Source organism: Streptomyces boluensis, from assembly GCF_009908195.1.
Taxonomy (GTDB): domain Bacteria; phylum Actinomycetota; class Actinomycetes; order Streptomycetales; family Streptomycetaceae; genus Streptomyces; species Streptomyces boluensis.
The window spans coordinates 1-25,021 of the sequence record NZ_JAAAHS010000073.1; the positions used below are offsets into that span (position 1 = coordinate 1).

Below are 25,021 nucleotides of genomic sequence, written 5' to 3' on the forward strand. Positions count from 1 at the left end.
CCCCCGACGCACGGCAGCCCGTCCCTCCGCTCGTTCGCCCCCGCTCCGGCTACCGTGCGTCGGGGGTGGGTGTGGGCCGTAGGCTGGGCGGGTGACGAACCCGGAGGACGCGGTGAACCGGCCGGATGACGAGCGGCCCGAGGCCAGGCTTGAGCAGGCTGTGCGGGTCGCCGAACAGGCATTGATCGAGTTCGAGATCGCGGTCGAGACGTTCCGGGTCGAGGTCGAGAACTTTTCCCGTCTGCATCACCAGAAGCTCGGTCCGATGTACGCGCGGCTCGAAGAGTTGGACGCGCAGATCGCTGAGGCGCAGGCCGCGCGTACCGGGGATGCCGAGGACGTACGGCGGGCGCAGGAGCTGCGGGCCCGGGTGCTGCCGATGCCCGATGTGTCCGAGCTGTTCCAGGAGTGGATCGACTCCGACGGGCTGTCGCCGGAGGCGTCGGCGATGCTGACCGCGATGCCTGTGCGTGGGCCCGAGCGGGTGCGCCCGAGCGATGAGGCGCGCAGGCTCTATCGCGAACTGGTCCGCAAGGCCCATCCCGACCTCGCACAGGAGGACAGGGAGCGGGAGCGGCGCGAGGAGTTCATGGTTCGTGTCAATGCCGCTTATGGGCGTGGTGACGAGGTGCTGCTGACGGAGCTCTCCGTTGAGTGGGCTGCCGGGCCGGTGTCGGAGGCGGACCGGCCGAGCAAGAGCGAGGAGCTGTACGCGCGGCTCGAGTGGTTGTCGCAGCGCAAGGAGCTGCTGGCGGTCATCGCTCGGGATCTTGAGGAGGGCGCGATCGGCTCGATGCTGCGGATGGCGCCGGACGATCCGGACCGGCTGCTCGAGGAGATCGGGGAGCAGCTGTTGGCTCAGGTCGCCGAGCGTGAGGCGGAGCTGGGGCGGCTCGTCGGCTAGTCGGTCTGGCCTGCGCCCTTGGCGGGGCGCGTGTGGTTCGGTGCCCGGGTTCGGTGGGTGTGGGCGGTCCGGTAGCGTCGGGGGTATGGCTTTTGGATCTGCTGTTCCCACGGTTGCTGTCACTGAGCTCGCGGACGGTGACTTCCTGCTGGACGTCCGTGAGGACGAGGAGTGGCAGGCGGGTCACGCTGCGGATGCGTTGCACCTTCCGATGAGTGAATTCGTGGCTCGTTACGGCGAGTTGACCGAGGCCGCGCCGCAGGACGGTCGGGTCAATGTGATCTGTCGTTCCGGTGGCCGCTCGGCCCAGGTGACCATGTATTTGGTGCAGCAGGGCATCGACGCCGTGAATGTGGCCGGTGGCATGGAGGCGTGGGCCGTCTCGGGCCGCCCCGTCGTCGATGACCAGGGGCAGCCCGGCGCTGTGGTCTGAGCCGCTGCGCTGACGAGACGGCTCGCTTCCCTCGCGGTCAGCTGAGGCTGTGGGTGGCGAGTAGTTCGCCGAGTGCTTCTTCGTGGGCTGCTGCCGGGCCGAGGGAGAGTTCCAGTTGTTTGGCCCAGGCGTGGTAGCGGTGCAGCGGGTAGTCGGTGTCGGCGCCGAAGCCGCCGTGCAGGTGTTGGGCGGTCTGTACGACGCGTCGTACGCCGTCTGAAGCCCAGATCTTGGCGACCGCTATGTCTCCGGCGGCCGGGAGGGCGCCGTCGCTCGCGGTGGCGATGCGCCAGGCCGCCTGCCACAGGGTGACTTCCATGGCGCGGAGGTCGATGTAGCGGTCGGCTGCCTGTACGGCCACGGCCTGGAATGTGGCGACGGGGAAGCCGAACTGCTCGCGCTTGCTGGTGTATTCGCTGGACATGGCGAGTACGGCTTCGCCGAGGCCGAGGGCGAGTGCGCAGGTTCCGGTGGTGAGCAGGTTCCGTAGCCACTCCCAGGCGCCGTCGCTGTCGATGATGTCGTCGGCGGGGATGCGGGCGGCGGTCAGGTGGAGTTCGCCGAGGCGTTCGCCGCTGGTGGAGTACTGCTCGGCGAGGGTCACGCCGTCGTGGGTGGGTGGGACGGCGGCGAGTACGGTGCGGCCTTCGGCGGTGTGGGCGGGCACCAGGATCAGGTCGGCGTTGTGTGCCCAGGGCACTGCGGTCTGGGTGCCGTCGAGGGTCCAGCTGTGGTCGTGCGGGTTCTGTTGTGCGGTGACGGCGAGTTCGGCCGGGTCGTGGCCGGTGCGGCCGTTGCCGGCGACGGTGAGGACGAGTTCGCCGCGGGCGCCGGCCGTCAGGGTGCGCTGCTTCAACTGCTCGCTGCCGTAGGTCTGTACGGCGAAGGCGGCGGCGCTGCTTTCCAGGAGTGGGACGCGGGCGAGGACCTTCGCGGATTCGCGCAGGACGAGGCAGAGGGCGATGGCGTCGAGGCCTGCTCCGTCGTGTTCGGTGTCGAGGAGCAGGCTCAGCAGGTCGGACTGGGTCAGGTGGTTCCACAGGGTGCGGTCGAAGTCGTCGGCGACGGCTCTGGGGGTGAGGGCGGGGCTGGGCACGCTGTCCGGTGCGGCCGTGGCGAAGACGGCTTGTGCCGCTTCGACGGCTGCTAGTTGTTCTTCGGTGAAGGTGAAGTCCACTGCCTGTCCTTCCCAGCTCCGGCTCTGTCCTGTGGGTCCTCCGGTAGGTGGACCCGGGTCTGACGGACCGTCAAGATAGAACAGGTTCTAGGAGAAGGGAACAGGTCTTCCGGATCCTCCAGTTGGGGCGTCCCCTGGTGCGGTCGGGTGCGGTGGCGTCAGCGGTCGAAGTCCAACTCGACCTGTTCCGTGGTCGGGTGGGACTGGCAGGCGAGGACATAGCCCGCTTCGGTCTCTTCCGGTTCGAGCGCGAAGTTGCGGTCCATGCGCACCTCGCCCGCGACCAGGAACGCTCGGCAGGTGCCGCAGACGCCGCCCTTGCAGGCGTAGGGAGCGTCCGCGCGGTTGCGCAGCACTGTGTCGAGCAGGACTTCGCCGTCGCGTACCGGCCAGGTGCCGGAGCGGCCGTCGAGGGTCGCGGTCACCGCGCTGTGGGTGGGCGCGGACGCCGGCGGTACGGGGGCCGGGGCGCCGCCGTCCACGTGGAAGATCTCCTCGTGGATCCGGGTTCTGCGTACGCCGAGGGAGCGCAGTGCGCGCTCGGTGCCCTGGACCAGGCCGAGAGGGCCGCACAGGAACCATCCGGCGATGTCGTCCACGGGAAGCAGGGCGGGCAGGAGCTGAACGAGGCGTTCCTCGTCGAGTCTGCCGGTCACCACGCCGGCCTGTTGTTCCTCGCGGGAGAAGACCGTGACGAGCTGGAACCGGGTCGGGTAGCGGTCCTTGAGGTCGGCTACCTCCTCGAGGAACATCGTCGAGGCGGCGGTGCGGTCGCTGCGGATCAGGCAGAAGTGTGCCTTCGGTTCGCGGGCGAGGAGTGTCGAGACGATGGACAGCACCGGGGTGATTCCGCTGCCGCCGACCACCGCGGCGTAGTGACCGGGCTGCGGCTGGAGCGTGAACCGACCGGCGGGTGTCATCACGTCCAGGACGTCGCCGACAGCGATGCCCTTGTGGGCGTACGGGGAGAAGGCGCCGCCCTCGACCAGGCGCACTCCCACCCGCAGTTGTTCCGGTCCTTCGGGGGTGAGCGCGGGGGAGCACACCGAGTAGGTGCGGCGGACTTCGGTGCCGTCGACCTGGCGACGCAGGGCGAGGTGCTGGCCCGGCGCGTAGCGGTAGGCGTCCCGCAGCTCGCTCGGTACGTCGAAGGTCAGGGCCACGGCGTCGTCGGTGAGTTGGTCGACCGCGGCGACCCGGAGCGGGTGGAAACGGGCGGTGCTGCCCGGGGTGCCTGCCATCACAACTCCTTGAAGTGGTCGAAGGGTTCACGGCAGGTCACGCAGCGGCGCAGGGCTTTGCAGGCGGTGGAGGAGAAGCGGCTGAGCAGTTCGGTGTCGGTGGAGCCGCAGTGCGGGCAGCGCACGGACAGGGTGAGCGGCACGGGTCCGTAGGCGGCCCCGGCACGGGGTGGGGCGATGCCGGACTCGGCGAGTTTGCGGCGGCCTTCGGCGGTGATGTCGTCCGTGGACCAGGGGGGAGTGAGAACGCGGCGGACGGTGACGTCGGCCATGCCGTGGTCGTGCAGCACCTTCTCGATGTCCGCGGACATGGCCTCCACGGCGGGGCAGCCGGTGTACGTCGGGGTGAGGTCCACCTCGACGCTGTGCGGTGCGAGCATGCGGACGCCGCGCACCACGCCGAGCTCGGCGAGCGTGATCATCGGCAGTTCGGGGTCGGGTACCGAACCGGCCAACTCCCGCAGCCGGTCTTCGAGTGCGGACTCGAGCGGGGTGGTCACCATGTCGCCCCCGGGTGGCTGCGGTGCAGGTGCTGCATCTCGGCGAGCATGCGCCCGAAGGATTCGGTGTGCAGGCCCTGGCGTCCCGCGCCCGCGGCCCAGGCGTCTGCCCGGGGTCCCTCGGGGAGGGTCAGGGTCGCGCCCCGGATCACTTCGGTGACGGAGGAGTGCCAACTCTCCTGCAGTGAGGGCCAGTCGATGTCGTGTGCGCCGTCGACGGGCTGGAACATCTCGCCGGTGAACCGCCAGAGCTGGTCCACGGCGCGCTGCATGCGGTGGTGGCTCTCCTCGGTGCCGTCGCCGAGGCGCAGCGTCCACTGCTCGGCGTGGTCCCGGTGGTAGGCCACTTCCTTGACGGCCTTGGCGGCAAGCGCGGTGAACGGGCCGTCGGTGCGGGCCAACTCCTCGTACAGGAAGGCCTGGTAGGTGGAGAAGTAGAGCTGGCGGGCGATGGTGTGGGCGAAGTCGCCGTTGGGCTGCTCCACGAGCTGGAGGTTGCGGAAGGCTCGTTCCTCGCGCAGATACGCCAGTTCGTCCTCGTCGCCCACGAGGGAGAGCAGGATGCGGGCCTGGCCGAGGAGGTCGAGCGCGATGTTGGCCAGGGCGACTTCTTCTTCGAGGACCGGGGCGTGGCCCGCCCACTCCCCCAGGTGGTGCGAGAGCACGAGTGCGTCGTCGCCCAGGGCGAGGGCCGCGGCGGCGGTCGCGGGGGCCGTGGTGGTGGGGCTTGTGGGGCTCGTGGGTGCGGTCACAGGTGCTTCACTCCTTCCGGGATCTCGTAGAAGGTCGGGTGGCGGTAGGGCTTGTCGCCGGAGGGCTCGAAGAAGGAGTCCTTCTCGTCCGGTGACGAAGCGGTGATCGCGGTCGAGGGGACGACCCAGAGGGAGACGCCTTCGTTCCTGCGGGTGTAGAGATCGCGGGCGTTCCGCAGGGCCATCTGTGCGTCCGGGGCGTGCAGGCTGCCGGCGTGCGTGTGTGAGACCCCGCGGCGGGAGCGCACGAAGACCTCCCAGAGCGGCCAGTCGGTCGATTCGGTCATGCCGTCGCCTCCCCGGGTGCGGTACGTGCTGTGGTGGGTTCTGCCGGGCGCTGTGTGGCGTGCTTCGTCGCGTACGCCGCGGCTGCTTCGCGGACCCAGGCGCCTTCGTCGTGGGCCTGTTTGCGCTGGGTGATGCGCTGGTCGTTGCAGGGGCCGTTGCCCTTGAGGACCTCTCGGAACTCGGTCCAGTCGATGGGGCCGAAGTCGTGGTGGCCGCGCTCGTCGTTCCACTTCAACTGCGGGTCGGGCAGCGTCAGTCCGAGTGCCTCGGCCTGCGGGACGCAGATGTCGACGAAGCGCTGGCGCAGCTCGTCGTTGGAGTGGCGCTTGATCTTCCACTCCATGGACTGGGCGGAGTGCGCCGACTCGTCGTCGGGCGGGCCGAACATCATCAGGGACGGCCACCACCAGCGGTCCACCGCGTCCTGCGCCATCGCGTGCTGGGCCGGGGTGCCGCGGCTGAGGGCGAGCAGCGATTCGTACCCCTGGCGCTGGTGGAAGGACTCCTCCTTGCAGATACGGACCATGGCGCGTGCGTACGGCCCGTAGGAGCAGCGGCAGAGGGGGACCTGGTTGGTGATGGCGGCGCCGTCCACGAGCCAGCCGATGGCGCCGACGTCGGCCCAGGTCAGCGTCGGGTAGTTGAAGATCGATGAGTACTTCTGGCGGCCGGAGTGGAGCTTGTCGAGGAGCTCTTCGCGGCTGGTGCCGAGGGTTTCCGCCGCGCTGTACAGATACAGGCCGTGTCCGGCCTCGTCCTGGACCTTGGCGATGAGGATGGCCTTGCGGCGCAGCGAGGGGGCGCGAGTGATCCAGTTCGCCTCGGGCTGCATGCCGATGATCTCGGAGTGGGCGTGCTGGGCGATCTGCCGGACGAGTGTCGCTCGGTAGGCATCGGGCATCCAGTCGCGCGGTTCGATGCGCTCGTCCGCGGCGACCGCGGCGTCGAATGCAGCGGTCCGGTCCTGTGCGGTCACCGTCGTCATGCCAGGCCCCCTTTGCCGTCCCAGGTCGCGGCGGGCGCCACTACCTTGATCCATCTCCCGACCGATCGTTCGGTTCGTCGATTTCAATGGTGGGACCGGCGGCCGTACGGTGTCAACCCTGTGGATAACCTCACGGCCGCTGTGCGCGGGCGGCACGGCTGAGTACGGTTCCGGTGGCGAATCAGCGGGCGGGCACGGGGAACGGGGCGCGATGGACGGGTACGAGCAGGGCTGCGGTGCCGGCGGACAGCCGTCCGAACGCCGCACCGGTATCGCCGCGCTCTCCCCTCCGTACCAGGTCGCGGCGGCCCTGGTGCTCGCGCTGCTGGCCGTGGCGACCTGCGTACATCTGGCGATGGTCTTTCTGCACGTGGCGCCCGCGAACACGGTGTCCAAGCGGCATGGCGCGGCGGTGGACGAGTGGGTCTACCCGGAGTTCGAGCAGAACTGGAAGCTGTTCGCCCCCAATCCGCTGCAGCAGAACATCGCGGTCGAGGCCAGGGCCAAGCTGCGTACCGCGGACGGCAAGGTCCGGCACACCGGCTGGCACGGGCTGTCCGCACAGGACGGCGCGGCCATCGACGGCAACCTGCTGCCCAGCCACACACAGCAGAACCAGCTGCGCCGCGCCTGGGACTACTACGCCTCCACGCACGACACCCGGAACCGGCCGAACGGCATGCGCGGCGAGCTCTCCGAGGAGTACCTGCGCCGCATCGTGGTCCTGCGGATCGGCCGCGACGAGCCCGCCGAGGACATGCTGCACGTGCAGGTCAGGTCCGTGACCACCAATGTGCAGCCACCGTCCTGGAGCGGCGAGAAGCTGGACAGCAAGCCCGTGATCCGCCAGCTGCCCTGGTGGACCGTCACGTCCCAGGACATGGAGGTACGTGACCGGTGAACCGCTTCGACCGCCCGGCCGCAGTGCTCTCGCGGGGCATCGGCAAGGTCACCTCCGCGGCGCTCGGCCCGTACCAGACGGCCTTCATCCGGATCGGGTTCTCCGCGACCTGGCTGTTCTTCCTGCTCCGCGAACTCCCCAACCGGCATGAGCTGTACGGGCCCGACGGTCCCTGGAGCTGGGACCTGGCGCACCGCCTGATCTCGGACAACGAGGCCTTCACGGCGCTGATGTGGAGCGACGGGCGGTTCTGGTTCGAGTGCGTCTACGGTCTCGCGATCGTCAGCAGCGCGCTGTTGATGCTGGGCTGGCGCACGCGCGCGATGTCCGTGCTGTTCATGGTGGGCGCCCTGTCGGTCCTCAACCGCAGCGTGTTCGTCGGTGACGGCGGCGACAACGTCATCCACCTGATGGCGATGTACCTGGTCCTGACGCGCTGCGGTCAGGTGTGGTCCCTGGACGCCCGCCGGGCTGCCCGTGCGGCACGCGCGCGTGGTGAGCGTTTTCCCGAACCGGACGCTGTACCGGGCGAGGCGCCGGCCGCTGCACCGGTGCCCGCCGTGCGGGACCGGATCGGGCCCGTCCTGTGGTGGGTGCTCGGGCTCGCCCTGTCCGTATCGACCCTCCTTGGCGTGCTCACCTGGGGTTGGGCGCTGATCTTCTGGACGATCTGGCTGGCGCACGGTGTGTGGTGGCTGCTCGGCCGCAACGCGCCGGATTCGCAGCTACGCACGCTCTTCGACGTGGTCGCCAACCTGCTGCACAACTCGGCCCTGCTCGTGATCATGGTCGAGGCGTGCCTGATCTACGCGACCGCAGGCTGGTACAAGATCCAGGGCAGCCGCTGGCAGGACGGCACCGCGGCCTACTACCCGCTGCACCTCGACTACTTCTCGCCCTGGCCGGCCCTGTCCCAACTGCTGTCCGCCAACGGCACGGCGGTCCTGCTGATCACGTACGGCACGGTCATCGTGCAGGTCGCCTTCCCGTTCACGTTGTTCAACCGTCGCGTGAAGAACGTGCTGCTCGCCGCGATGATCTTCGAGCACGCGATGATCGCCGTGCTGCTCGGGCTGCCGTTCTTCTCGCTCGCGATGATCGTGGCCGACGCGGTGTTCCTGCCGACCGGCTTCCTGCGCAGGGTCGGCGGATGGGCGGCACGCGCGCGTGGTGGCCTGTTGGCGCGGACGCGGGACGTACCGGGGCAGCGCAGCGGCAGTGGCAGCGGCCGAGGCAGTGGCAGCGACGGGGTGTACGGGCCTGACGGCAGCGATGAGGTGCACGGGCCGGACGACGAGGGAGCCGAGGAGCGGTCGCCGCAGCGAGGGTTCACGCCGCGCGCTTGAGGCCCGCTGCGGGGCGCCGGGCCGTACGCGGAGGGGCGCCGACAGCCCCGTAGGCTGCACGGCATGAGTGCGGATGACGTGGACGGTTCTGTACGTCGCTGGCGCGCGCTGAGCGACACGGCCGTCCTGCTCGACGGATTTCACGCGCTCAAGCACGCGCTGCGCTTCGGCGCGCGCGTACCGGCCGTGCTCACCAGCGACAAGGCGGCGGGCCTGGTGCTCGCCGACGAGCTCGCCCCGGACGTCCGTGAGCGCCTGGCCGAACTCGCCGTGCAAGTGCCGGCCGAGGTCCTGCGGGGGCTCGTGCCGAGGGCGCACCCCACCGGGATCGCCGCCCTCGCCCTGCGCCCCGAGCGGGCCGGCCACCTCGACGCCCTCGGGCAGGCGCACCGCGCGGCGCCTGTCGTGGTCCTCGACAACCCCCGCAACCTCGGCAACGCGGGCGCGGTGATCCGCCTCGCGGCCGGTTTCGGGGCCACCGGGGTGGTCACCACGGGTGCCCTCGACCCGTGGCACCCCACGGTCGTACGAGGCGCCGCGGGGCTGCACTACGCCACGGCCGTGGAACGGCTCGCGGTCGACGAGCTGCCCGCGGGGCCGGTCTACGCGCTCGACCCCGAGGGCAAGGACATCAGGTCGGTCACCCTGCCCGACGACGCGTTGCTCGCCTTCGGCTCCGAACGCTCAGGCCTCTCCGCCGAGTTGAGGGACCGCGCCGACGAGCTGATCGCCCTGCCGATGCGCCCGCAGGTGTCCAGCTACAACCTGGCGACCAGCGTGGGCATGGCGCTTTTCCACTGGTCGGCGTCCTCGGGACGACCCGCGCCCATGTGACGCTCAGCCGCCCGCGCGAGCCGCACGGCTGTAGCGGGCCACCACGCGCGCCACGCGTGCCGGGCGACCGGCGCCCGGCACCACGCGCGCGTGCTCACGCCCCCCGGCGGACCTCCACCACCCGGAAGCGGTTGGCGACGAACGCGCCGTCGCACAGCGCCGAGTTGGCCGCCGGGTTGCCGCCCGAGCCGTGGAAGTCGGAGAACGCGGCGGTCTGGTTCACGTACACCCCGCCCGTGAGGTTGAGGGAGAGCTGGGCGCACTCCTCCAGGCAGACCTCAGCCACCAGGTGCTCGAATTCGGGCGACGTGGAGTACGCGCCGACCGTCATGGCGCCCTTGTCGCGGACCGTGCGCCGCAACAGCTCCACCGCGTCGCTCGCCGAGTCGACGGCGACGGCGAAGGAGACCGGGCCGAAGCACTCCTCCAGGTACGGGGCGTCGGCGTCGGGCTTGGTGCCGTCGAGCTTCACCATGAGCGGGCTGCGCACCACGGCGCCGGGGAACTCGGGGTTGCTGATCTCCCGGCTGGCCAGGGCGACTTCGCCGAGACCGGCGGCCGCTTCAAGGCGGGCCTTCACATCGGGATTGACCAGTGCGCCGAGCAGGGCGTTGGCGCGGGCGTCGTCACCGAGGAGGGCGTCGACCGCGCCCGCGAGGTCGGTGACCACCTCGTCGTACGACTTCGGGCCCTGGTCGGTGGTGATGCCGTCGCCGGGGATCAGCAGGTTCTGCGGGGTGGTGCACATCTGGCCGCTGTACAGCGAGAGGGAGAACGCGAGGTTCGCCAACATGCCCTTGTAGTCGTCGGTCGACTCGACGATGACCGTGTTGACCCCGGCCTTCTCCGTGTAGACCTGCGCCTGGCGGGCGTTGGACTCCAGCCAGTCGCCGAAGGCGGTGGATCCGGTGTAGTCGATGATCCGGACCTCGGGGCGCACGGCGAGGGACTTGGCGAGGCCCTCGCCGGGGCGCTCGGCGGCGAGCGCCACCAGGTTCGGGTCGAAGCCCGCCTCGGTGAGCACCTCGCGGGCGACCCGCACGGTCAGGGCGAGCGGCAGCACCGCGCGTGGGTGCGGCTTGACCAGGACCGGGTTTCCGGTGGCGAGGGAGGCGAACAGGCCCGGGTAGCCGTTCCACGTCGGGAAGGTGTTGCAGCCCACCAGGAGGGCGATACCGCGCGGTACGGGCGTGAACTGCTTGTGCAGGTTCAGCGGGTCGCGCTTGCCCTGCGGCTTGCTCCAGTCCGCCGCGGCGGGGGTGCGGACCTGTTCCGCGTACGCATACGCCACCGCCTCGAGGCCGCGGTCCTGGGCGTGCGGGCCGCCCGCCTGGAACGCCATCATGAAGGCCTGGCCGCTGGTGTGCATGACCGCGTGCGCGAACTCGTGCGTGCGGGCGCTGATCCGCGCCAGGATCTCCAGACAGACCACCGCGCGCGTCTCCGCGCCCGCGTCGCGCCAGGCCGGCATCGCCGCGCGCATCGCGGGCAGCAGCACGTCCGGGTCCGGGTGCGGGTACTCGACGCCCAACTCGATTCCGTAGGGCGAGACTTCACCGCCCGTCCAGCCGTCCGTGCCCGGCTGGTCCAGGTCGATACGGGTGTTCAGGAGCGCATCGAAGGCGGCCTTGCCCGCGGGCGCGTCCAAGGTGCCGTTCTCGCCGTACGCCTTGGGGTGTTCGGGGTGCGGAGACCAGTACGCGCGCGTACGGATCGTCTCCAGTGCCTGGTCGAGGGTGGGCCGGTGCTTTTCGATGAGCAGTTGCGCGGAGACTTCGGCGGCCATGGAGGACCAACTCCTCGTCGAGCTGGGCTGGGACAGGAGGACAGAGTTAGAGTAACCGAACGATCGGTCGGGACAAGAGGCCCGGCCGGACCTGTGGACAACCCATGCGGGAGGATCGCGAGCATGACAGCACTCGACCGCACACGCCCCGTAGCCGTCGTGGGCACCGGCACCATGGGCCAGGGCATCGCTCAGGTGGCCCTGCTCGCCGGACACCCTGTGCGCCTCTACGACGCCGTGCCCGGCCGTGCCGCGGAGGCGGCCGCCGCGGTCACCGGGCGCCTCGACCGGCTCGTCGAGAAGGGCCGGCTGTCCGCCGACGCGCGCCACGAGGCACAGGCGCGCCTGACGCCGGCCGGAAGCCTCGCGGAACTCGCCGACTGCGGTCTCGTCGTCGAGGCGGTGCTGGAGCAACTCGACGTGAAACAGGCCCTGTTCCGCGAACTGGAAGCCGTCGTTCCCGCTGACTGTCTGCTCGCCACCAACACCTCGTCGCTGTCCGTCACCGCCATCGCGGGCGGACTCGACCGGCCGGGACGCTTCGTCGGCCTGCACTTCTTCAACCCCGCTCCGCTGCTCCCGCTCGTCGAGGTCGTCAGCGGCTTCGCCACCGACGCGGCGGCCGCCACGCGCGCGTACGACACGGCGAAGGCCTGGGGGAAGACCCCGGTCCGCTGCGCCGACACCCCGGGGTTCATCGTCAACCGGGTCGCCCGGCCCTTCTACGCGGAGGCGCTGCGCGCGTACGAGGAGCGCGTGGCCGACCCGGCCACCGTCGACGCCGTCCTGCGGGAGTGCGGCGGTTTCAAAATGGGCCCCTTTGAACTGACAGACCTGATCGGCCAGGACGTCAACGAAGCGGTGACCCGCTCCGTATGGGAGTCCTTCTTCCAGGACCCGAAGTTCACCCCGTCCCTCGCGCAGCGCAGGCTCGTCGAATCCGGCCGTCTCGGCCGCAAGACCGGACGGGGCTGGTACGGCTACGAGGACGGCGCCGAGCGCCCGGCCCCGGCTCTGCGTGAGGCGGCGCCCGCCCCCGCGGAGGTGACCGTGCACGGCGACCTGGGGCCCGCCGAGCCGCTCGTGGACCTCTTCAAGAAGAGCGGGATATCGGTGCGCAGGGAAGCGTCGGAGTGGCCGTTCATCGGCCTTCCCTGTGGGGCGCGGCTCGTCCCCGCCACCGAAGGCACCCTGGCGAGCAGCCACGGAGACGCGGTCCAGTTCGACCTCGCGCTCGACTACGAGAAGGCCGGGCTCATCGCCCTCGCGCCGTCCCTGACCGTGTCCGAGGCGGCGCTGAGTGAGGCCACCGGGCTTTTCCAGGCGCTCGGCAAGCGGGTCGTCCAGGTCGCCGACGTGCCCGGCATGATCGTGGCCCGCACGGTCGCCATGATCTTCGACATCGCGCTCGACGCCCTGGACCGCGACGTCGCGGGCGCCGCCGACATCGACACGGCCATGCGGCTCGGTGTGAACTATCCCGTCGGCCCCCTGGAGTGGGGCGAGCGCGTCGGCCTCGAGCGGCTGCACGGCCTGCTGTCCCGCATGCACGACCAGCAGCCGACCGGCCGCTACGCCCCCAGCCTCGGCCTGCGCCGCCGCGTCCACGCCCAGGAAGAAACGGTCCGCCCATGAGTACCGCCCCCAGACGCGACACGTACACGCCGGAGACGCTGCTCGCCGTGGCCGTGCGGGTCTTCAACGAGCGTGGCTATGACGGCACTTCCATGGAGCACCTCTCCAAGGCGGCCGGAATCTCCAAGTCCTCGATCTACCACCATGTGGCCGGCAAGGAGGAGTTGCTGCGCCGCGCGGTGAGCCGCGCCCTGGACGGGCTGTTCGCCATCCTCGACGAGCAGCACGCGCGCGAGGGGCGTGCCGTGAACCGCCTGGAGCACGTCACCCGGCGCATGGTCGGCGTCCTCACGGCTGAACTTCCGTACGTCACCCTGCTGTTGCGGGTGCGTGGGAACACCACGACCGAGCAGTGGGCGATGGAGCGCCGCAGGGAGTTCGACCACCAGGTGGCCGCGCTGTTCAAGGCGGCTGTCGCGGACGGCGACCTGCGCGCGGATGTCGAGATCCGGCTCGCCACCCGGCTGCTGTTCGGCATGATCAACTCGATCGTCGAGTGGTACCGGCCGGGCGGCAAGGGCATGGACGGCGAGCAGATCGCCGACGCAGTGGTGCAGTTGGCGTTCGCCGGGCTGCGCACGGAGGACTGACGGAGGACTGGCGGGCGCCTGGCGGCAGGGCTGAGCCCTAGCCCTTCCCCTTCCCCTAGGCCTCGGGTTCCAGATCCGTCTCCTCGAAGACCAGGAGCGTCCGGGTGCTCAGCACCTCGGGGATCGACTGCAGCCGGGTCAGGACCAGTTCGCGCAGGGTGCGGTTGTCCGGCGTGTGCACAAGCAGCAGCACGTCGAAGTCGCCGCTGACCAGTGCCATGTGGGCGGCGCCAGGCAGTGCCTTGAGCTGCTCGCGGACGGTGCGCCAGGAGTTCTGCACGATCTTGAGCGTGATGTACGCGGAGGCGCCCTGCCCGGCGCGTTCGTGATTGACGCGCGCCCCGAATCCGCGGATCACGCCGTCCTCGATGAGCCGGTTGATCCTGGCGTACGCGTTGGCCCGCGAGACATGGACATGGTCGGCCACGGAGCGTATCGAGGCGCGACCGTCCGTCTGCAGCATGTGCAGGATGTCCCGGTCGATGGCGTCCAGAGGGCGCGGCGGGGGCGGAGGCGGCGCGGGCTCGTCGACCGGACCCTCGTATTCCGGCTCGGCCATTCGTTCAGGTGCCATGTCCCCCCGCCTCCCTACCATGGACGTAATGCATCTATCCCAGGCTGTGGAGAACCGTTTGTCCACAGCCTGGAGGTGCCTGTAGCCAAAATGTGCCGACGACCGAACAATCGGTAGGGAGGCGCACCACCCAGCCGTGCCTCTCACGTCTCTGCCCGTTCCCGTCCGTACTTCACATCCGAAGTGGCCGGGACAGCCGGGACAGCGAAGACAGCCGAGACATTCGAGGCGCTTTGCGCCGACCCCCTTGATCGAGGAGGTGCACGCGGTGAAGAACCACAGCCCGGTCATGGAGCAGCGGGGGACCCTTTCGCCCAGCCCGCCGCCCGCCTGGACACCCCGCACGGATCCCGCCCCACTGCTGCCGGACCCCCGGCCGTACCGCGTCCTGGGCACCGACGCGGCCGAGAAGGCGGACCCCGCGCTGCTGCTGGAGCTCTACGACCAGCTGGTGCGCGGCCGGCGGTACAACGCGCAGGCGACGGCGCTGACCCGGCAGGGCCGCCTCGCCGTCTACCCGTCGAGCACCGGGCAGGAGGCCTGCGAGGTCGCCGCGGCGCTCGCACTCGAGGAGCGCGACTGGCTCTTTCCCAGCTACCGCGACACGCTCGCCGCTGTCGCCCGCGGCCTCGAACCCGTCCAGGCCCTGACGCTGCTGCGCGGCGACTGGCACACCGGGTACGACCCGCACGAGCACCGCATCGCGCCGCTGTGCACCCCGCTCGCCACCCAACTCCCGCACGCCGTGGGCCTCGCGCACGCGGCCCGGCTCAAGGGCGATGACGTGGTCGCGCTCGCCATGGTGGGCGACGGCGGCACCAGCGAGGGCGACTTCCACGAGGCGCTGAACTTCGCCGCGGTGTGGCAGGCGCCCGTCGTCTTCCTCGTACAGAACAACGGGTTCGCTATCTCCGTGCCGCTGGCCAAGCAGACCGCCGCTCCTTCGCTGGCGCACAAGGCCGTCGGGTACGGAATGCCGGGCCGCCTGGTCGACGGGAACGACGCGGCGGCGGTGTACGAGGTCATCGGCGACGCCGTGCGGCACGCGCGTGCGGGGGGCGGTCCGACCCTTGTGGAGGCGGTCACGTACCGCATCGAGGCGCACACCAACGCCGACGACGCGACGCGGTACCGCGGTGCCGGCGAAGTGGAGGCCTGGCGGGCGCACGACCCGATCACCCTCCTGGAGCGGGAGTTGACCGAACGCGGACTCCTCGACGACGCCCGCAGGCAGAGCGCGTACGACGCCGCCGAGGCGCTCGCGGCCGAGCTGCGCGACCGGATGAACGAGGAGCCGGTCCTCGACCCGATGGACCTGTTCACCCATGTGTACGCCGAGCAGACCACCCAACTGCGCGAGCAGGCCGCACAGTTGCGCGCCGAACTGGAAGCGGAGGCCGAGCGATGACCACCGTGGCGGACCAGCCGAGCACGACGGCGGTGAAGCCCGCGTCCATGGCGCAGGCGCTGCAGCGCGCGCTGCGGGACGCGCTCGCCGCGGACCCGGCCGTGCATGTGATGGGAGAGGACGTCGGCGCGCTCGGCGGGGTCTTCCGCATCACCGACGGGCTTGCCAAGGAGTTCGGCGAGGACCGCTGCACCGACACCCCGCTCGCGGAGGCGGGCATTCTGGGCGCGGCCGTGGGCATGGCGATGTACGGGCTGCGGCCGGTCGTGGAGATGCAGTTCGACGCCTTCGCCTACCCGGCCTTCGAGCAGCTGATCTCGCACGTGGCGCGGATGCGGAACCGCACGAAGGGCGCGATGCCCCTGCCCATCACCATCCGGGTGCCGTACGGCGGCGGGATCGGCGGGGTCGAGCACCACAGCGACTCCTCCGAGGCGTACTACATGGCGACGCCGGGTCTGCATGTCGTCACTCCGGCCACGGTCGCCGACGCGTACGGGCTGCTGCGCGCGTCGATCGCGTCCGACGACCCCGTGGTGTTCTTGGAGCCCAAGCGGCTCTACTGGTCGAAGGATTCCTGGAACCCGGACGCCCCTTCGACCGTTGAACCGATAGGCAGGGCAGTCGTGCGCCGCACCGGGCGGAGCGCGACACTCATCACGTACGGCCCCTCCGTTCCGGTCTGTATGGAGGCCGCGGAGGCCGCGCGTGAGGAGGGGTGGGATCTCGAGGTGGTGGACCTGCGTTCGCTGGTGCCCTTCGACGACGCGACGGTGTGCGAATCGGTGCGTCGCACCGGACGCGCGGTGGTCGTGCACGAGTCGGGCGGCTTCGGCGGACCCGGCTCGGAGATCGCCGCACGGGTCACCGAGCGGTGCTTCCACCACCTGCAGGCGCCGGTGCTGAGGGTGGCCGGCTTCGACATCCCGTATCCGCCACCGATGCTCGAGCGGCACCATCTGCCGGGCGTCGACCGCATCCTGGACGCGGTGGCACGGCTGCAGTGGGAGGGGGACAGCTGATGGCGAAGGTCTTCGAGTTCGCGCTGCCCGACCTGGGCGAAGGACTCACGGAAGCCGAGATCGTCCGCTGGATGGTCGCGGTCGGTGACGTGGTCGCCGTGGACCAGCCGGTGGTCGAGGTCGAGACGGCCAAGGCGATGGTCGAGGTGCCGTGTCCCTACGCGGGCGTGGTCACGGCCCGCTTCGGCGAGGAGGGATCGGAACTGCCGGTCGGCTCCCCGCTGTTGACGGTCGCGGTCGGCGCGGCGGCCACGGACGGACCCGCCACGGATGCCCCCGACTCAGGGGGCGCGGGGTCCGGTACGGCCGGTGCGCGCGAGGAGAGCGGAACGGCGGCATCGGCGGATTCGGAAACGTCGGGGAACGTCCTCGTCGGCTACGGCACGGGCGCGGCCCCGGCCCGTCGCCGCAGGGTACGGCCGCCGAACGCGGGCACGGGACCCGTGGCCCGCGGTACGCACACGCGGGGTCCGGGATCCGGAGGTGCGGCCAACTCGGCGCAGGCGCCTGGGAGTACGCGCGCTTCGGAGCCCGAAAGCGCACCGGCCCCGGCTGCCCCGGCACCGCAGGCGGGCGCCCCGAAGGTCCCCGGCGCACCGCCGAAGCCCGCGTACGCGCCGGGCGCGGCGCAGGCACCCGCGCGGGACGACGGCCCGGTGCCCGTGATCTCGCCGCTCGTCCGCAGGCTGGCGAAGGAACACGGCCTGGATCTGCGGGAGTTGACCGGGTCCGGGGTGGACGGACTGATCCTGCGCGCCGACGTCGAGTACGCGGTGCGGGCCGCCGAGCGCGCCGTTCCGCAGGAGATCGCCCACCCGGAAGTGACGGCACCGGCCGCCGGGCAGACCCGGACGCCGCTGCGCGGGGTGCGTGGAGCGGTGGCGGACAAGCTCTCCCGCAGCCGCAGCGAGATCCCGGACGCGACCTGCTGGGTGGACGCCGACGCCACGGAGCTGATGAACGCCCGCGCGGCCATGAACAGCCACGCGTCCGCCGCGGGAAAGATCTCCCTGATCGCGCTGCTCGCCCGTATCTGCACGGCGGCGCTGGCCCGGTATCCGGAGCTGAACGCGACGGTCGACACGGAAGCGCGCGAGATCGTCCGGTTCGACGCGGTGCACCTCGGGTTCGCGGCGCAGACGCAGCGCGGCCTGGTCGTCCCGGTGGTCCGCGACGCCCACGCGCGGGACGCGGAGTCGCTGAGCGCGGAGTTCGCACGGCTCACCGAGGCGGGCAGAAGCGGGATGCTGACCCCGGCCGAGCTGACCGGCGGCACGTTCACGCTGAACAACTACGGCGTGTTCGGCGTCGACGGCTCCACGCCGATCATCAACCACCCGGAGGCGGCCATGCTCGGTGTGGGCCGCATCATCCCGAAACCATGGGTGCACCAGGGTGAGCTGGCGATACGTCAGGTCGTTCAGCTGTCGCTCACCTTCGACCACCGGGTGTGTGACGGCGGCACGGCGGGCGGCTTCCTGCGGTACGTCGCGGACTGCGTGGAACAGCCGGCGGTGCTGCTGCGCACGCTGTGACGACCACGCGTGTGGCGACGGCCACGCGTGTGGCGATGTCCAGGCGTGTGGCGACGGGGACTTGAGGGGATGCAGGTTCAACGGGGACAGGGGGCGGACGGGTGACACGGGCGGTGTGACGGAAGTCCTGTGACGGACGGGCCGTACGCGGGGGTGGCATTGATCGCTCGTACGGCCATACTCGGTGGATGACCTCGTATGACGCCGTCGTGCTCGCTGGTGGCGCCGCCAAGCGGCTCGGTGGTGTCGACAAACCCGGTGTGCGGGTCGGCGGCAGGTCGCTGCTCGACCGGGTGCTCGCCGCGTGTGCCGACGCGGCCGTGACCGTGGTCGTGGCCGAGCGCAGGCCCACCGCACGGCCGGTGGTCTGGACGCGCGAGGAGCCGACCGGCGGTGGTCCGCTGGCCGCGCTCGGGGCCGGGTTGCGGGCGACGACGGCGAACACCGTGCTCGTACTCTCCGCCGATCTGCCGTTCCTGGGGGCGGAGACCGTGCGGCTGCTGCTCGACGCGCTGGACGCGGAGCGGGCGGCGGACGGTGCGGTGTTCGTGGACCGGGACGGGCGCGACCAGATGCTGGTCGCCGCGTACCGGACCGAGGCGTTGCGCCGTGGCGTCGACCGGCTCACCACCGAGCACGGTGGACTCGGTGGCCTGCCGTTGCGGCGGCTCACCGGCGCCCTCACCCTCACCCGGGTCACCGAACCCGGCGACTCCCGTGCCGCGTTCGACTGCGACACCTGGGAGGACATCGCCGAAGCCCGCGCACGCATCAGGGAGCATGAGCACGTGCTGGATGAATGGATCACCGCAGTCAAGGACGAACTGGGCATCGACCTGGACGTCGACACCGGCTTGCTGTTGGACCTCGCGCGCGACGCCGCACATGGGGTCGCACGTCCCGCGGCGCCGCTGACCACGTTCCTCGTGGGGTACGCGGCGGCACGGGCGCAGGGCGGCCCCGAAGCCGTGGCCGAGGCGGCGCGCAAGGCCGCGGCGCTCGCCAACCGCTGGGCGGACGAGGACAAGCCCGACGAGGGCACGCCCGCCGGAGCCGGTCCTTCCGGAGCCGAGCCTTCCGGGCCCGATGACGCGCCGGGCGCGGGATGACCGGGCCCCGAGGGCTGAACGAGATGAGCGACAGGGCCGGCAGGGACGACCGGAGCGACCGGGGCGACAGGCATGGAACCGGAGCGTCCGCGGGGCGTGGCCGGGGCGTCGACCACGAGCAGGACGTCGACGAGGCCCTGGCCCTGGTCCGGGAGGCGTCCGTGAGCCACACCGGCGGAACGCCCCACGAAGCCCCCCGCCAACAACAGCACCAACAGCACCAACAGCACCAACAGCAAGACCAGCAGCACGAACAGCAACAGCACCAGCAGAAGCATTCACACCGGCACCGGGCCACCCCGTGGCCGAGGGCACGCGCCGTGGCGGGGCGTGCGGCCGAGGCCGTCGTGGCACGGGCGGCGAAGGCCGCGGCCGCACCGGGCGCCCGTCCGGACACCCCGCGCGGCACGGGCAGTTCAGGTAGCGGGGCCGGCCGTACGCCCGTGGCCGTGCCGTTGGACCGGGCGCTCGGCCTGGTGCTCGCCGCGCCGCTCACCGCGTTGACCGACCTGCCGTCGTTCGACACCTCGGCGATGGACGGCTGGGCGGTCGCGGGTCCGGGGCCCTGGAAGGTGCGGGCGGAGGGTGTGCTCGCGGGACACTCGGGTACGACCGCGCTCGGCGACGGCGAGGCGGTCCGGATCGCGACCGGCGCCCGGGTCCCGCGCGAGGTCACCGCGGTGATCCGCAGCGAGCACGGCCGTACCGACAGCCAGGGGCGGCTGCACCCGCAGCGCGAGGTCATGCACGGTCAGGACATCAGGCCGCGCGGTCAGGAGTGCCGCAGCGGCGATCACCTGCTGCCCGCGCGGACCCCCGTGACCCCCGCCGTGCTCGGCCTCGCGGCGGCCGCGGGGTACGACACGCTGCTCGTCGTCCCCAGGCCGAGGGTCGAAGTGCTGGTCCTGGGCGACGAGTTGCTGACCGAGGGGCTGCCGCGGGAGGGCCTGATCCGGGACGCGCTCGGGCCGATGCTGCCGTCGTGGCTGCGCGGGCTCGGCGCCGAGGTCATCGCCGTGCGCAGGCTCGGGGACGACGCGAAGGCGCTACGCAAGGCCGTGGCGAAGTCGCCGGCCGAGCTGGTGATCACCACCGGAGGCACCGCGTCCGGGCCGGTCGACCATGTGCACCCCACGCTGGAAGTGCTCGGCGCCGAACTCCTCGTGGACGGCGTGCAGGTGCGTCCAGGACACCCGATGCTTCTCGCCCGGCTCGACGAGCGACGCCATCTGGTCGGGCTGCCCGGCAATCCGCTGGCCGCGGTCTCGGGGCTGCTCACACTGGCGGAACCCGTGTTGCGTACGCTTTCCGGGCGGATCGCTCCGGAGCCGTATCTCGCCCCCACCAGGGACGAGATCCACGGCCACCCGCACGACACCCGGCTCGTGCCCGTCGTACTGCGTGCGGAACCGCAGTTGGCCGCTGTGCCGTTGCACTACAACGGTCCGGCCATGCTGCGCGGTATCGCCGCTTCCGACGGCCTCGCCGTGGTGCCGCCCGGCGGGGCGAAGCCCGGCCAGGAGCTGGAGATCCTCGACCTGCCGTGGACACTGCCACTGGAAGGCCTGGATCCGGACAGCGCGGGCAGCCGGAGCGGGACGGCGAACCGCACCACGGACCGCACTACGGACCGCGCGGCGGGCCGTACGGCGAAGGACACGGACAGTGGGGACAGCGTGGACAGCGCGGGAGGGTGTTTCACGTGAAACTGCCCGGCCATGACGCCATGGCCCGTCAGGCGGACGAGCATCTGGTCACCGCCCAGGTGAAGTTGCCGAAGCGCGTGGTTGAACGCCCGCTGCGGCAGGTCGCCAGACGTCTGGCGATGGCACTGTTCGTGCTGATCTCCACGGCCCTCATCGTCTACGCCGACCGTGACGGTTACAACGACAACAACGACGGCAAGGTCGACCTGCTCGACGCGTTCTACTACGCGACCGTCACGCTCTCCACCACCGGCTACGGCGACATCGTGCCCGCCAGCGATATCGCCCGGGTCGTCAACATCCTCGTCATTACGCCGCTGCGCGTGCTGTTCCTGATCATCCTCGTCGGCACGACCCTCGAGGTCCTGACCGAGCGCACCCGCGAGGAATTCAGGCTGAACCGCTGGAGGTCCCAGTTGCGTGAACACACCGTCGTCGTCGGCTTCGGCACCAAGGGCCGGTCGGCCATGCAGACCCTCATCGCCAAGGGTCTGAAGACGGAGCAGATCGTCATCGTCGACCCCAGCGCGAAGGTGATCGAGGCGGCCACGGCCGACGGCTTCGTGGGGGTCGTCGGCGACGCCACGCGCAGCGACGTACTGCTGCGTGCCGAGGCGCAGAAGGCCCGGCAGATCGTGATCGCGACCCAGCGGGACGACACGGCGGTCCTGGTCACGCTGACCGCGCGCCAGCTCAACCGGGGCGCGAAGATCGTGGCCGCAGTGCGCGAGGAGGAGAACGCCCCGCTGCTGCGCCAGTCCGGCGCCGACGCGGTGATCACCAGCGCCAGCGCGGCCGGACGGCTGCTCGGCCTGTCGGTGCTCAGCCCGAGCGCGGGCACGGTGATGGAGGACCTGATCCAGCAGGGCAGCGGCCTCGATCTGGTCGAACGGCCGGTGATAAAGGCCGAGGTGGGGATGGGCGCGCGAGAGACCGAGGACCTGGTGGTGAGCGTCGTACGCGGGCACAGGTTGCTCGGATACGACGATCCGGCGGTCGGGAAGCTGCAGTTGACGGACCGTCTGATCACGATCGTGCGGGCCACGCCGGGCCATGTCACCGGCGTACCGGACCTCCGGCCGCTGCCCAAGGACTAGCCGGGGGCCGGCCCAAGGATCAGCCGAAGGCCGGCCGAAGGATCAGCAGGACCGAGCGGGAACGAGCAGCACCGGGCAGGAACGAGCAGGAGCAGTGCGCGCGACCGAGCGGGAGCGTTTCGGGCGGTGGCGAGTAGCCTCGCGGCCATGTATGCGATCACGATCCCCGAACCCGGCGGTCCCGAGGCGCTTGTCTGGGCCGAGGTCCCCGATCCCGTACCCGGCGAGGGCGAGGTCCTGGTCGAGGTGGCGGCGAGTGCCGTCAACCGCGCCGACCTGCTCCAGCGCCAGGGCTTCTACAACCCGCCGCCCGGCGCGTCCCCGTACCCCGGTCTCGAATGTTCGGGCCGGGTCGTCGCGCTCGGTCCCGGCGTGAGCGGTTTCTCGGTCGGTGACGAGGTGTGCGCTCTGCTCTCGGGCGGTGGGTACGCGGAGAAAGTCGCCGTTCCCGTAGGGCAGTTGCTGCCTGTGCCGGAGGGCGTCGACCTGGTCACGGCGGCCGCGCTGCCCGAGGTGACCTGCACGGTCTGGTCCAACGTGTTCATGATCGCCCACCTGCGCCCCGGCGAGACGCTCCTGGTGCACGGCGGGGCGAGCGGCATCGGCACCATGGCGATCCAGTTGGCCAAGGCGGTCGGCGCCAGGGTCGCGGTGACGGCGGGGAGCAAGGAGAAGCTCCAGCACTGCGCGGAGCTCGGCGCGGACATCCTGATCGACTACCGCGAGCAGGACTTCGTGGCGGAGCTCCGCGAGGCCACGGACGGGGCGGGCGCGGACGTCATCCTCGACATCATGGGCGCCAAGTACCTGGACCGGAACGTCAAGGCGCTCGCCGTGAACGGTCGCCTCGCGGTCATCGGCCTGCAGGGCGGCGTCAAGGGCGAACTCAACCTCGGCGCGCTCCTCAACAAGCGTGCGGCCGTCACCGCGACATCGCTGCGCGGCCGCCCGCTCACCGAGAAGGCCTCGATCGTCGCGGCGGTACGTGAGCACGTGTGGCCGTTGATCGCGGGGGGCCATGTGAAGCCGGTCGTCGACCGGACCCTGCCGATGAGCGAGGCCCCGGCCGCACACCGGGTCCTGGAGGAGAGCGGCAACGTCGGCAAGGTCCTGCTGACCCCCTGACCCCCTGACCCCCTGACCCCCTGACCCCCTGACCCGCTCACCCTCAGTCCGCCCCCGCCCGGCCCTCGACCCGGTACCGACCCCGCCCCCGTGACCCGGTGGGCGTCGTCCGAGATGCCCGAGGCGTTGCCCCGTGTGACGCTGACGGAAATCGACCTCGGCGACTCGGCACCGGGAAGGGGCCCCGGCGTGACTCCACGGCTCCGCTCGCGACTGCGTACGGCCGGACTGCTGGCGCTCCTCGCTGTGCCGGTCGCGACGGTGCCGGGAGGATCCGGGTACGTGGTGGAGCGGGCGTACGCGCACACGCTTCCGGCGACCGCCTCGCCCGCGTCGTCCAGCCCGTCCCCGGAGGAGTCCCGCGCCGGCAGCCGTGCCGGTGAGGGGCGGGTGCGGCCGGGCCGGACGCAGCCGGAACCCGTGAAGAGGCTGGGCGGCAAGCACGTCGTCCCACCCGCGCACCCGGTACGTCCGAAGCCGCCCAGCAAGCCGGACGAGCCGAACGCACCGGCCTCCCCGAGCCCGGCGCGTACCGAACCGCCGCCCGCCGCCGATGCCGCGCGGGAGGCGGCGGAGCAGACCGTACCGGGGAACGAGGGGCCGCTGCTGCGGGTGCTGCCGCTCGGCCTGGGCCTGCTCCTCATCGGCCTGGGCCTGGCCTTCCTCGCGCTCCGCCTGCGCCGTGGCTGAACCCGCCCGGCCGAGCCCACCGCGGTCGCGCCCACCCCCGTACTGACGCAGCCCGTGGAGATCCTTGGGCCCCATCAGGGTGGATCAGTGACCGGGCGGGGCACCACCCTGGTGGGAAGCAGGTGTGCGAGAGAATGGCCGCATGGAAATGCCGAGGAACGACAGGTCGCAGGAAAGCCCGCAGGTCCTGGTCGTGGGCCAGGACGGAATGGCCCTCGGCGGTGGAGGCGGTGACGACGAGTCCCGTGAGATTCCGGTGACGGACATGGTCGAGCAGCCGGCCAAGGTCATGCGCATCGGCAGCATGATCAAGCAGCTGCTCGAAGAAGTACGCGTGGCACCGCTGGACGAGGCGAGCCGGGTGCGGCTCAAGGAGATCCACGCGAGTTCCGTGAAGGAGCTCGAGGACGGTCTCGCGCCCGAGCTGGTCGAGGAGCTGGAGCGGCTCTCGCTGCCGTTCACCGACGAGGTGACGCCGAGCGACGCCGAACTGCGGATCGCGCAGGCGCAGTTGGTGGGCTGGCTCGAGGGCCTCTTCCACGGGATCCAGACCACGCTGTTCGCCCAGCAGATGGCGGCACGCGCACAGTTGGAGCAGATGCGCCGCGCGCTGCCGCCCGGTGTGGGCGGGCACGAGGACGACGACGAGCACCCGCACGCGGGCCGTACCGGCGGTCCGTACCTCTAGGGACGTCTCCCCTGACGAACGAACGCGAAGGAGCCCGGCTCACCGCACGACAGCGGCGAACCGGGCTCCTTCGCGTGAGACGTCAACGACCTACTGCGCCGGGTCCCCCGTGGAGACCTCGAGCTGGATGGTGGGCGGGCTGTCCGGGTCGAAGTCCGAGTCGGGCTCGGGGTACTGCTTCATCACCGTGCCCTCGCCGTACGTGTTCTCGTCGGTGGTGATGATCTTGTACTTCCAGCCGCCCTTCTGGATGCACTCCTTCACCGAGTCGATGTACCGGTACTCGAAGCTCGGCAGGGTCCGCTTGGACGGGTCCGAGAAGCTCTCACGCGGGTCGGTGCAGTCCGTGAGCTCGATCGTCTTGGTCTTGTCCGGACCCTTGTGACCCGCGACCTCCTCGGTGGCGGGGGTCTCCTTGGCCTTCGGCTTCGGGTCATCGCCGTTCATGGAGATGGCTGTGATGAGGCCGCCGATGGCGAGCACGGCCGCCGCGATGGAGCCGACGATCACCGGGGTGTTGCTCTTGCCGCCGGCGGGACGGCCCGCGGCCGTGTTGGCCTGCTGCGGGTGCAGGTTGTACGGCGGCGGGGTGCCGGGGCCGCCCTGCTGCGGGGCGAAGTTGGCGGGCGCCGGGGTCTGGTACCCGCCCTGCTGCGGGTAGCCGTACCCAGGAGCCGGGGTCGGGGCGGGAGCGC

25 protein-coding genes are annotated in these 25,021 nt (G+C 71.1%); 16 read left to right on the forward strand and 9 right to left on the reverse strand.

Annotated elements, in window-relative coordinates; all coding sequences use genetic code 11:
• Positions 1 to 91 precede the first annotated feature (91 nt).
• A complete protein-coding gene (locus GUY60_RS12445) occupies positions 92 to 904 on the forward strand; it encodes a hypothetical protein (protein ID WP_312866274.1) in 813 nt (270 codons plus the stop codon).
• An 85-nt stretch (positions 905 to 989) separates the two neighbouring features.
• Positions 990 to 1,337, forward strand: coding sequence for a rhodanese-like domain-containing protein (locus tag GUY60_RS12450; RefSeq protein WP_161696943.1), 348 nt, complete (start codon positions 990 to 992; stop codon positions 1,335 to 1,337).
• Positions 1,338 to 1,374: 37 nt separating this feature from the next.
• Here GUY60_RS12450 and GUY60_RS12455 read toward each other — a convergent pair whose 3' ends face one another.
• From GUY60_RS12455 to paaA, 6 genes are all read right to left on the reverse strand, one after another.
• Complete coding sequence (locus GUY60_RS12455; RefSeq protein WP_161696945.1) at positions 1,375 to 2,514, reverse strand: acyl-CoA dehydrogenase family protein; 1,140 nt, start codon at positions 2,512 to 2,514, stop codon at positions 1,375 to 1,377.
• Positions 2,515 to 2,672: 158 nt separating this feature from the next.
• Positions 2,673 to 3,755: a 1,2-phenylacetyl-CoA epoxidase subunit PaaE gene (gene paaE / locus GUY60_RS12460; protein WP_161696947.1), complete on the reverse strand. Its 1,083-nt coding sequence runs from the start codon at positions 3,753 to 3,755 to the stop codon at positions 2,673 to 2,675.
• The gene (gene paaD, locus GUY60_RS12465; RefSeq protein WP_161696949.1) at positions 3,755 to 4,258 is read right to left on the reverse strand and encodes a 1,2-phenylacetyl-CoA epoxidase subunit PaaD; all 504 of its coding nucleotides are present in this window, start codon (positions 4,256 to 4,258) and stop codon (positions 3,755 to 3,757) included. The genes paaE and paaD overlap by 1 nt, the downstream gene beginning before the upstream one ends.
• Positions 4,252 to 5,007: a 1,2-phenylacetyl-CoA epoxidase subunit PaaC gene (paaC, locus tag GUY60_RS12470; protein ID WP_161696951.1), complete on the reverse strand. Its 756-nt coding sequence runs from the start codon at positions 5,005 to 5,007 to the stop codon at positions 4,252 to 4,254. Before paaC ends, paaD begins: the two co-directional genes overlap by 7 nt.
• Positions 5,004 to 5,294, reverse strand: coding sequence for a 1,2-phenylacetyl-CoA epoxidase subunit PaaB (paaB, locus tag GUY60_RS12475; protein ID WP_161696953.1), 291 nt, complete (start codon positions 5,292 to 5,294; stop codon positions 5,004 to 5,006). The genes paaC and paaB overlap by 4 nt, the downstream gene beginning before the upstream one ends.
• A complete protein-coding gene (paaA, locus tag GUY60_RS12480; protein WP_161696955.1) occupies positions 5,291 to 6,280 on the reverse strand; it encodes a 1,2-phenylacetyl-CoA epoxidase subunit PaaA in 990 nt (329 codons plus the stop codon). Before paaA ends, paaB begins: the two co-directional genes overlap by 4 nt.
• A gap of 139 nt (positions 6,281 to 6,419) precedes the next feature.
• On the opposite strand from paaA, the gene GUY60_RS12485 reads away from it, so the two are divergent.
• The 3 genes from GUY60_RS12485 to GUY60_RS12495 all read left to right on the forward strand — a co-directional run bounded on the left by GUY60_RS12485 (position 6,420) and on the right by GUY60_RS12495 (position 9,361).
• On the forward strand, positions 6,420 to 7,181 hold the full coding sequence (locus tag GUY60_RS12485) for a DUF5819 family protein (protein WP_376771211.1): 762 nt from the start codon (positions 6,420 to 6,422) through the stop codon (positions 7,179 to 7,181).
• The gene (locus GUY60_RS12490) at positions 7,178 to 8,527 is read left to right on the forward strand and encodes an HTTM domain-containing protein (RefSeq protein ID WP_161696959.1); all 1,350 of its coding nucleotides are present in this window, start codon (positions 7,178 to 7,180) and stop codon (positions 8,525 to 8,527) included. The genes GUY60_RS12485 and GUY60_RS12490 overlap by 4 nt, the downstream gene beginning before the upstream one ends.
• Positions 8,528 to 8,590: 63 nt before the next feature.
• Positions 8,591 to 9,361: a TrmH family RNA methyltransferase gene (locus tag GUY60_RS12495; protein WP_187369994.1), complete on the forward strand. Its 771-nt coding sequence runs from the start codon at positions 8,591 to 8,593 to the stop codon at positions 9,359 to 9,361.
• Between the two features lie 94 nt (positions 9,362 to 9,455).
• Here GUY60_RS12495 and paaN read toward each other — a convergent pair whose 3' ends face one another.
• Entirely contained in the window at positions 9,456 to 11,147 is a 1,692-nt protein-coding gene (gene paaN / locus GUY60_RS12500; protein WP_161696961.1) for a phenylacetic acid degradation protein PaaN, read from the reverse strand.
• Positions 11,148 to 11,270: 123 nt separating this feature from the next.
• Between paaN and GUY60_RS12505 the strand changes: the two genes are divergently transcribed.
• Both GUY60_RS12505 and GUY60_RS12510 read left to right on the forward strand, forming a co-directional pair.
• On the forward strand, positions 11,271 to 12,782 hold the full coding sequence (locus GUY60_RS12505; protein WP_161696963.1) for a 3-hydroxyacyl-CoA dehydrogenase: 1,512 nt from the start codon (positions 11,271 to 11,273) through the stop codon (positions 12,780 to 12,782).
• The gene (locus GUY60_RS12510) at positions 12,779 to 13,372 is read left to right on the forward strand and encodes a TetR/AcrR family transcriptional regulator (RefSeq protein ID WP_161696965.1); all 594 of its coding nucleotides are present in this window, start codon (positions 12,779 to 12,781) and stop codon (positions 13,370 to 13,372) included. The genes GUY60_RS12505 and GUY60_RS12510 overlap by 4 nt, the downstream gene beginning before the upstream one ends.
• Positions 13,373 to 13,427: 55 nt before the next feature.
• Here the strand turns inward: GUY60_RS12510 and GUY60_RS12515 are convergent, their stop codons facing one another.
• Positions 13,428 to 13,946 (reverse strand): Lrp/AsnC family transcriptional regulator, encoded by a 519-nt coding sequence (locus tag GUY60_RS12515; protein ID WP_246234827.1) that lies wholly within the window; start codon positions 13,944 to 13,946, stop codon positions 13,428 to 13,430.
• A 289-nt stretch (positions 13,947 to 14,235) separates the two neighbouring features.
• Between GUY60_RS12515 and pdhA the strand changes: the two genes are divergently transcribed.
• The 9 genes from pdhA (at position 14,236) to GUY60_RS12560 (ending at position 24,326) form a co-directional block, all read left to right on the forward strand.
• Positions 14,236 to 15,354: a pyruvate dehydrogenase (acetyl-transferring) E1 component subunit alpha gene (gene pdhA, locus GUY60_RS12520; RefSeq protein ID WP_161696989.1), complete on the forward strand. Its 1,119-nt coding sequence runs from the start codon at positions 14,236 to 14,238 to the stop codon at positions 15,352 to 15,354.
• Entirely contained in the window at positions 15,351 to 16,376 is a 1,026-nt protein-coding gene (locus GUY60_RS12525; protein ID WP_161696967.1) for an alpha-ketoacid dehydrogenase subunit beta, read from the forward strand. Before pdhA ends, GUY60_RS12525 begins: the two co-directional genes overlap by 4 nt.
• Complete coding sequence (locus GUY60_RS12530) at positions 16,376 to 17,911, forward strand: dihydrolipoamide acetyltransferase family protein (protein ID WP_161696969.1); 1,536 nt, start codon at positions 16,376 to 16,378, stop codon at positions 17,909 to 17,911. Before GUY60_RS12525 ends, GUY60_RS12530 begins: the two co-directional genes overlap by 1 nt.
• 188 nt (positions 17,912 to 18,099) lie before the next feature.
• Positions 18,100 to 19,020: a DUF6457 domain-containing protein gene (locus GUY60_RS12535; RefSeq protein ID WP_161696971.1), complete on the forward strand. Its 921-nt coding sequence runs from the start codon at positions 18,100 to 18,102 to the stop codon at positions 19,018 to 19,020.
• A gap of 23 nt (positions 19,021 to 19,043) precedes the next feature.
• Positions 19,044 to 20,726 carry a molybdopterin molybdotransferase MoeA gene (locus GUY60_RS12540; protein WP_161696973.1) on the forward strand — a complete coding sequence of 561 codons (1,683 nt, stop codon included), beginning with the start codon at positions 19,044 to 19,046 and terminating at the stop codon, positions 20,724 to 20,726.
• Positions 20,714 to 21,823 (forward strand): potassium channel family protein, encoded by a 1,110-nt coding sequence (locus GUY60_RS12545; RefSeq protein ID WP_312866276.1) that lies wholly within the window; start codon positions 20,714 to 20,716, stop codon positions 21,821 to 21,823. Before GUY60_RS12540 ends, GUY60_RS12545 begins: the two co-directional genes overlap by 13 nt.
• A 147-nt stretch (positions 21,824 to 21,970) precedes the next feature.
• Positions 21,971 to 22,948 (forward strand): NAD(P)H-quinone oxidoreductase, encoded by a 978-nt coding sequence (locus GUY60_RS12550; RefSeq protein WP_161696975.1) that lies wholly within the window; start codon positions 21,971 to 21,973, stop codon positions 22,946 to 22,948.
• A gap of 189 nt (positions 22,949 to 23,137) precedes the next feature.
• Positions 23,138 to 23,638, forward strand: a complete 501-nt coding sequence (locus tag GUY60_RS12555; RefSeq protein ID WP_161696977.1) for a hypothetical protein — start codon at positions 23,138 to 23,140, stop codon at positions 23,636 to 23,638.
• Between the two features lie 142 nt (positions 23,639 to 23,780).
• The gene (locus GUY60_RS12560; RefSeq protein WP_161696979.1) at positions 23,781 to 24,326 is read left to right on the forward strand and encodes a bacterial proteasome activator family protein; all 546 of its coding nucleotides are present in this window, start codon (positions 23,781 to 23,783) and stop codon (positions 24,324 to 24,326) included.
• 90 nt (positions 24,327 to 24,416) lie between these two features.
• On the opposite strand, the gene GUY60_RS12565 is transcribed toward GUY60_RS12560, so the two are convergent.
• Positions 24,417 to 25,021, reverse strand: a 605-nt coding sequence (locus tag GUY60_RS12565; RefSeq protein WP_161696981.1) for a Stk1 family PASTA domain-containing Ser/Thr kinase, incomplete at its 5' end; no start/stop codon positions are given.